Source organism: Lysinibacillus sp. RC46, from assembly GCF_041262385.1.
In the GTDB taxonomy this organism is placed as follows: domain Bacteria; phylum Bacillota; class Bacilli; order Bacillales_A; family Planococcaceae; genus Lysinibacillus.
This window is the reverse complement of sequence record NZ_JBGCCF010000063.1, coordinates 1-7,132: the sequence shown is the minus strand read 5'-3', so window position 1 is coordinate 7,132 and position 7,132 is coordinate 1. Positions and strand designations below refer to the sequence as shown.

Sequence of the window (7,132 nt, the reverse complement as noted above, 5' to 3'; positions counted from 1 at the left end):
AGGCGCAAAAAGTAAAACGTATTCTGTCACAATTAAGTCAGATACACATGCCGAACAAGAGGCATTTCAAAATACGGAAGCTTTTAAGCAATTAGTCGCAAATCGCTACAAAGTAGAAGCGAAGAATAGTGAATTAAAAAACGGACACGGGTACGATACGGCATCGACAGTGGGTCTATTTGGCATGGAAATTCAAGGTGCTACAACGGTATTCGCTGTCAATTTGAAACGGATATTAAAGCTACTAAACGAAAATGAATAAGGAATAGAGACAGAAATAAGGCACTTCCTGTTCAAAATTGAACAAGAAGTGCCTTATTTTTATCTGAAAAAGGTTCGCTTTTATGAAAACGTAAGTTTTTCAGTGTCCTCTTCCTTAGAGGTGATTTTTTTATTGGATATTTATGTTAAAATAGATTTAAATTTTGTGAAGAAATGTAGTTTAACTAACTGCGCAGGATAGTTCATTAAAAGTTTAGGGATTAAAACAATATAAAGAGAACAAAGGGGGGTATTTCTAAATGAATAATAACTTTATTGAAAACATTCAATCGTGTTATTCTGACCTTTCCATTGAAGACTTTTATCTTAATGAAATCGGACAGAATAATGATGTATTTATTGTAAACCAATCTTTGGTTTTTAGATTTCCAAAATATAAAAATGGCATCATTCAATTAAGAAGAGAGACTGATATTTTGAAATATATTAAAGGGATCGTTTCCACTCCTATTCCGAATCCAATTTATGAGTCTTTTGTAGAGGTAGCACCAGGTAAGGTCTTTACCGGCTATAAACTAATAGATGGTGTTCCTTTGTGGAAGGAAAGTTTAACAGATGTTAAGAGTGTTGAATTGGTGAAAGGGTTGGCAAAACAACTTGTTTCTTTTCTTGTAGAACTACATTCTATTTCAGAAGAAAAAGCAAGTCGAGATTTGAAACTAAAGGTTCGTAATCCTAGTGAAGAGATGTATATCCTGTATGATAAGATTCAAAATACATTATTTCCTTTTATCAGAAAAGACGCTCAAAAGGAAATATCACAATCCTTTGAAACGTTCCTAAAAGGAAAAGCTTTCTCAAATTTAGATATAACACTTATACACGGAGATTTCGGAGCATCCAACATCTTGTGGAATCCAGAAACAAGTATGATTTCAGGGATAATAGATTTTGGTGGTTCGGGTTTAGGCGATCCAGCGTATGACTTTGCTGGAATACTCTCTAGTTATGGTGAAGATTTTTTTGATATGTGTATGAACCTATATCCTAACGGTAATGAAATATCTGAACGAGTTAAATTTTATAAAAGTACATTTGCTTTACAAGAAGCCTTGCACGGGATTGAGAATGACGATAGACAGGCCTTTGAAAGTGGAATAAAAAATTATAGATAGATTACTTGTTCAACTAAGGGTGCGTTGATTACGGAGGGATTAACGCTTTTTCGTTGAACTTTTTGTACTAACGTTACAATTTAGTGGAGTAAGAACTTTCTAATGAGTTAAAAATTGAGAGTTGGGGGTTTCTTATGACACAAGAAATTTTCGATGTACACACTGAATCACAATTAAAAGTATTGAGTGGAATCAGGGGGATTTCTAAGACACTTGACATTGAATTCCGGTTTTATTGGGTGGGTATAGGTCAAATTGTGACTAAAAATCAATTTATCCCTTTCGACTAGACAGACTTTTGCAGCCATCTGGCATCGATATTCAATCGAGGCTAGATGGCTGTTCGATTTTTATTTTGTAAATGGATATAAATTAAATGAAACATAGTTAACTAATGATAAATTTACAATAGTCAGTTTGAAGATGCTTCTTAAAATTGAATGCCCTATTTCGCTTTTGGCTACTGGGGCAGTGTAGCTTAGTAAAAAAGATTGATTGTTTATTAATTAAAGATTGATAAAAAGACTTAATCTAACGGTGGGGGTTAGTTGAGGAAGATAATTATTTTATTATTTAACAATAGATTATGAGGGGAATAAGAAATACAATTTAACATTAGTTTCAGTGAACCATATCATAAATAAGTGAGGTTTTTAAAACAGGCACATTCGCTTCATGCGGATGTGCCTGTTTTTTTACTACTAAAGTATATGTTGCAACTAAGTATGCACTTTAACTGGCAACTGTTACTGAAAATTCATCTCCATCTGCCGAAATATATAAACCGGTAGCAATGATCGATGTAGAATAAATTAACTTTGTATAATTGCTGATTTCTATTCTGATGTCTTTTGTTTTTGGTCTAAATGATGACTAAAGAAAGTTAGCAGACTTGCACAGACTGCAACAATCCCACCGACCCAAGTTACATTCATTAAATTTCCTTGATGGTACACAATTCCGCCTAATGCAGAACCAAAAGCGATACCTACGTTGCTTGCCACTGGCATTAGTGAAGCGGCGAGTCCTGTTGCTTTTGGCTGATAAATTCCGGCGAGGTCAATTAAATATAGCTGAGTAGATGTTGTTAAGAGGATAGCCATTAACGACATTAATCCAATATTTATTAATCCTAAAACAAAATGATTTGTAGTCCAAAATAAACTTGTCAGAACAACTGCTTGCACGAGAAAAACAAACCGAAGGCGACCGATTGCATTGTGGCTAGCAATTTTACCAGCGAGGATGTTGCTGAAAATCGAAATAAACCCATAACAAAATAAGATTATACTAATTGAATTATTTGGTGCTCCCATTTCTTTCAAGATTGGTACAAGGTACGTAAAGACTGCATAAGTTGCGCCAAATCCGAGTGCAGGAATGAAAAAAGCCATCAATATACGAGGCTTGGTCAATAAAGAAAACTGATCACGTATCGAACTGCGTACTTGGCTGAGTCTATGAGGTAAGACAAAAAAGGATGCCAAAAACGCCAATCCTCCTAGGAAAGTGGTTAACATGAAAGTGGCATTCCAGCCGTACTCTTCGGCGATCACAATACCAATTGGAACTCCAACGACATTTGCAAGTGTGAAACCACCGAAAACGACTGAAATAGCAAGTCCGCGTTTTTTAATCGGCATAGTTTCACTTGCTACAATCATGGCTAGAGAGATTAAAACTCCTGTTACAATCGCTGTCAAAATCCGAAGTGCAAGGAGCATGATATAGCTCGTCGAAATTACGCACAAAGCATTTAGGACGCTGAAAGATCCTATTAAAAACAACATCCATTCTCGCTTTGGAAAATGACTTGTTGCTGCCATCACTAGTGGTGTAGCGATGGCAAACGTAATTGCAAATGCAGAAACGAGGGTGCCTGCTTTTACATTAGTCATATGAAGACTTGAAGAAATATCTGTTAAGATTCCGACAATTACAAATTCACTTGTCCCGAGAACAAATGTTAATAAAGAAAGTGTTAAGATAAGCAACCAATGTTGCTTGGATAATTTTGTGGAGTGCATAAATACCTCTTTCTTAGATGAATGTAAATGTGTGACATAGTAAATACACAACCTTAACATCTTACCAAGAATATGTTTGCTTGAAAAACCCTATCTTAGTCAAGTAGAGGATAATGGATTTTCAGAATCGACAAGGATGCAGAGTTAGCAAAAGGCCATTTAAAAAAGCGCACTTCTGTTGGAATGCTTAGGTAATAAAAAATATGTATGTAAAAAGAAATCAAACGGTTTAAAATTGATTAATTTTTTCTGTTTTAAGAAATATCTTAATTCATAATCAAATTTATACGAAATAAAAAATCGCACTTAGGAAAGTCACGGAGAACCGTATCATAAGTAAGCGAAGTTAAATCCAATCATCAATAACGATGATTGGATTTTTATTATAAAGACAGAATAGGACCGAATATTTTACCTAGAAGGCTTTTTATAATTCTATTTTCTAGTCGCCACGTTGCTCTAGATTTTTAGCAGTTTTACTTTGGGCAACATCCTTTTGATTTTTAAAGGTACCCATGAGAAAATCATAGGCTGGGTTCGTAACACCATACCAGTAATTTTCGTTTTTGAAATGATGCCATAAATGAACCTTTTTCATCCAACGCCCCCATGGAGATATTGGTCGAAGGGGGCGATGGGCGATATAATGCGTCCATTCATAAAATAATAAAAAGAGCATGATACCTGCAATAAATGCGTTTGTAATTATAAAGCTAGATGAAAGAAAATAGAAAATGACTGCTACAATGACAATGTTTGGCACACTATACCATAAGGGTAAAAATAATAAATGTAACTCATTCGGATTTGAATGGTGGTCATAATGTAAGCGTTTAAGCATTTTTAACAAAAATGCATTCTTAGGTGGTTTTAGATGAAAAAGAAATCTGTGTGTAACATACTCAGCTAAGGAATACATAATCATTCCAAGAATAAAAGTACCCAAAATGCCGATAGAGGTTAAATGAAGAATCATAATTCCAAAGCTAATGAGGAATAGACAGGTCATGATTAATATATCAGGATATGAAAAATATTCTTTTATATATTTCAATCTCATTTATCACGCCCCCAGTATTCTTTATTTTTTTCTATCTTTCCAGAGGGCCAAGCTTTTCGCCATTGTTTTCGTAGACAATCTTTCCGCTTCCGTTGCATCTCCCTTTAATGTAGCTTTTAATAAGTCGTGGTAATAGTTGAAGGACAGCTCACGATATTCTTTTACAGAAAAATATCTTTTCGCCATATCTATATAAATCGAATCGAAGCTATTTAAAATGAGTAGAAAGATTGGATTGACAGCAAGACCAGCACACTTTTTTTGCAAATCCCAATCAAATGCTGCATAGCTCACTGCACTGTCTTCAAGTTGCTCTAGATTGGCAAGGAGAGCAACCACTTTAGGTTGATTAAACGTAACAGCATCACGAATATAAGTCGGAGTCAAAGTACTTCTTAATTCTAATAAGTGCATAATAAATTCATCTGTTATGATAGGATGATTCTCAATAATATTCACAAGTGTCGTTAGATTCCCATTTCGCCAATAATCATTAACAATCGCAGGCATTCCTTTTCTTCCTGTTATCCATCCACCCCTTCCTAAACGTTGAAGTGCCTCCCGAACAGTTGGACGACCAACACCAAATTCTTTTGCAAGCTCTCTTTCCGGCGGTAAAGTACTTCCTACAGAATAAACACCAGCCAATATCGATCTAATTAATTCATTTTCAATTTTATCTGAGGAGCTTTCCTTTTCTTTCAAATCATCGTCCCCTTTATTTTTTGGTAATACAAATTAAAGACAGTGGTAATACCAGATTTATGTAACTAACCAGAATCTTATGTCAATGAAGAAGGGCGAATTTTTTTCTATAATTATCAAACAAGCACAACATAATACATGAACTAGCCAATGGAACTAATTAATATAAGGCTGTTTTCTAAAAGATTGTTGCTTTTAGAATAAGTTTTTAATGATTAAACATTCTGGTAAAATAAGTGTAAGAAATTGTATGGGGTTTAAATGAACAATTGATTATCAGGAGGGAAAACAGTGAAAAAATCATTTTGCTTGAAAGAAAAATTTCTCTTATTTCTTTGCCTCTCACTTGTAGTTTTATCGGGATGTGTAACTAATGGTAATCCTACACCAAAGGATTTTCTTAAGGATGGTAAAGCAGACATCTTTGTTCTGGATGATATTGTATATTCTAATGTAGAAAACATAGATTGGGTAAAAGAATTAAATTACACAATAGGTGAAGAAATTGGTGAAATAACAAAACAAACCAATAAAGCAAAGGATTTTGAAAACGGAACATCTAACAAACTATCCGTTGGAACAATAATTTATGAGACTAATACACCAATCGATATTGCTATTGTAGATGGCAAGGAAATACCTTATCTGAAGATGCTCGAAGGATAGTAGATAAGTATCATCTAACCTCTTTAATGGCATACATAAAAATATCTCATGTCCGTAAACTAACAAAAAGTAGGTACAAGAAAAAATTTTGTACCTACTTTTTTATGTTGTCGCAATTTTCGTAACTTCTGCACCCGCATGTATGGGTGGTTTACGACCTTTCCATGGAGCAGATTCTTCTAATTGTTTCCCAAGCTGTAGAAGAGTTAATTCCTCTGCGAAGCGTCCTGTAAATTATAGCCCGATTGGTAAGTCAGACGCACTCATCGCAAGTGGCAACGATAACGATGGTTGACCTGTTGCGTTAAATAAATTGGTAAATGGCACGTATGTGAAAATTAACTCTGTCCATTCAATCGCCAAGATTTTTGGATTATCCATGTTTAGCTCACCAATCTTCGCTGGTAGTACCGATTGTAGGACATAACTTAAAATTTAATGTAAGACCAGCTAATATTAATTTCGACTTATAGCTTATTTAATAAAACAAAAACTCCATAAAGTCGCTTTCTTTTTAAATCCAGCTTTAAAATAAACGTGATTTGCCTGATCATTTTGATTATTTACATTTAGTGTGATTTGAGTGATTTCTTCGAATCGAAACATTTCTGTTAAAACTTCTTTTAGTAACTGGGTGCCTATTCCTTTGCCTCTGTATTCAGGATTGATAGCTATATATTCTAAATGGGCTTCTTTTGCTGTTAAGTCCATTTCAAAATAGGCATATCCTTGTACGATTCCATCCTTTTCTATAATTCTTAAAACATTTTCTTCAACTAATTGAGCTCTATTTAAAATGGTATCTGCGTCGTAATACGTTTTTGAAAATGCATTTGAATGAATCCTTTTAAATTGCTCGTAATCGGATTCTTTATAATAACGACTAGTTATAGCAACTACAGTTTCAAAAGATTCTTTCGAAACTTCAAGTAATAAATGTTCACCTGTTTTATTGGCGTTTATTCGCTCCATAAATGCTAATTGTCGAGTATTTAATTCGTTGATGAAGAAATAATAGGTTGAAATGTGTGGATATGTCTGCTGCAATGTGCAAAGTAATTTCTCTTGCATCGTTACATTGTCATTTATGGAAAATGGTCCCCATACTTCACTTGAATCATCGTCTATATCTAACCCAATAAGTGCTTGTATATTTTCATTATCGAAAGCAGCAACAATCGATCTGACTACTCCCACAGCTAAAGCAGTGGGGTTCTTATGTACTTAAGAGAAGCGTTACAAAGCTCTCCACAGATGGTGTTGCCATGTCCTGTGTA

8 protein-coding genes are annotated in these 7,132 nt (G+C 34.4%); 3 read left to right on the top strand and 5 right to left on the bottom strand.

The window, feature by feature from the left end:
* Both ABH966_RS26710 and ABH966_RS26705 read left to right on the top strand, forming a co-directional pair.
* Positions 1 to 262: transposase (locus ABH966_RS26710; protein ID WP_370083729.1), on the top strand; the 262-nt coding region annotated here is incomplete at its 5' end.
* Positions 263 to 521: 259 nt separating this feature from the next.
* The gene (locus ABH966_RS26705; RefSeq protein WP_370083727.1) at positions 522 to 1,397 is read left to right on the top strand and encodes a phosphotransferase family protein; all 876 of its coding nucleotides are present in this window, start codon (positions 522 to 524) and stop codon (positions 1,395 to 1,397) included.
* 836 nt (positions 1,398 to 2,233) lie between these two features.
* On the opposite strand, the gene ABH966_RS26700 is transcribed toward ABH966_RS26705, so the two are convergent.
* The 3 genes from ABH966_RS26700 to ABH966_RS26690 form a co-directional block, all read right to left on the bottom strand.
* Positions 2,234 to 3,424 (bottom strand): MFS transporter, encoded by a 1,191-nt coding sequence (locus tag ABH966_RS26700; RefSeq protein ID WP_370083725.1) that lies wholly within the window; start codon positions 3,422 to 3,424, stop codon positions 2,234 to 2,236.
* Between the two features lie 442 nt (positions 3,425 to 3,866).
* Positions 3,867 to 4,484, bottom strand: coding sequence for a sterol desaturase family protein (locus tag ABH966_RS26695; RefSeq protein ID WP_370083723.1), 618 nt, complete (start codon positions 4,482 to 4,484; stop codon positions 3,867 to 3,869).
* A gap of 21 nt (positions 4,485 to 4,505) precedes the next feature.
* The gene (locus ABH966_RS26690; RefSeq protein WP_370083721.1) at positions 4,506 to 5,189 is read right to left on the bottom strand and encodes a GntR family transcriptional regulator; all 684 of its coding nucleotides are present in this window, start codon (positions 5,187 to 5,189) and stop codon (positions 4,506 to 4,508) included.
* 291 nt (positions 5,190 to 5,480) lie between these two features.
* Between ABH966_RS26690 and ABH966_RS26685 the strand changes: the two genes are divergently transcribed.
* Complete coding sequence (locus ABH966_RS26685) at positions 5,481 to 5,855, top strand: hypothetical protein (protein ID WP_370083719.1); 375 nt, start codon at positions 5,481 to 5,483, stop codon at positions 5,853 to 5,855.
* Between the two features lie 234 nt (positions 5,856 to 6,089).
* Here ABH966_RS26685 and ABH966_RS26680 read toward each other — a convergent pair whose 3' ends face one another.
* On the bottom strand, positions 6,090 to 6,236 hold the full coding sequence (locus tag ABH966_RS26680; protein ID WP_370083717.1) for a hypothetical protein: 147 nt from the start codon (positions 6,234 to 6,236) through the stop codon (positions 6,090 to 6,092).
* A 93-nt stretch (positions 6,237 to 6,329) separates the two neighbouring features.
* Positions 6,330 to 7,052: a GNAT family N-acetyltransferase gene (locus ABH966_RS26675; protein WP_370083715.1), complete on the bottom strand. Its 723-nt coding sequence runs from the start codon at positions 7,050 to 7,052 to the stop codon at positions 6,330 to 6,332.
* Between the last annotated feature and the right edge of the window lie 80 nt (positions 7,053 to 7,132).

What these genes read in the sequence shown, in the direction of transcription:
- ABH966_RS26705 (WP_370083727.1), top strand. Translation starts at nt 522, where the DNA reads ATGAATAATAACTTTATTGAAAACATTCAATCGTGTTATTCTGACCTT.
- ABH966_RS26700 (WP_370083725.1), bottom strand. Translation starts at nt 3,424, where the DNA reads ATGCACTCCACAAAATTATCCAAGCAACATTGGTTGCTTATCTTAACA.
- ABH966_RS26695 (WP_370083723.1), bottom strand. Translation starts at nt 4,484, where the DNA reads ATGAGATTGAAATATATAAAAGAATATTTTTCATATCCTGATATATTA.
- ABH966_RS26680 (WP_370083717.1), bottom strand. Translation starts at nt 6,236, where the DNA reads ATGGATAATCCAAAAATCTTGGCGATTGAATGGACAGAGTTAATTTTC.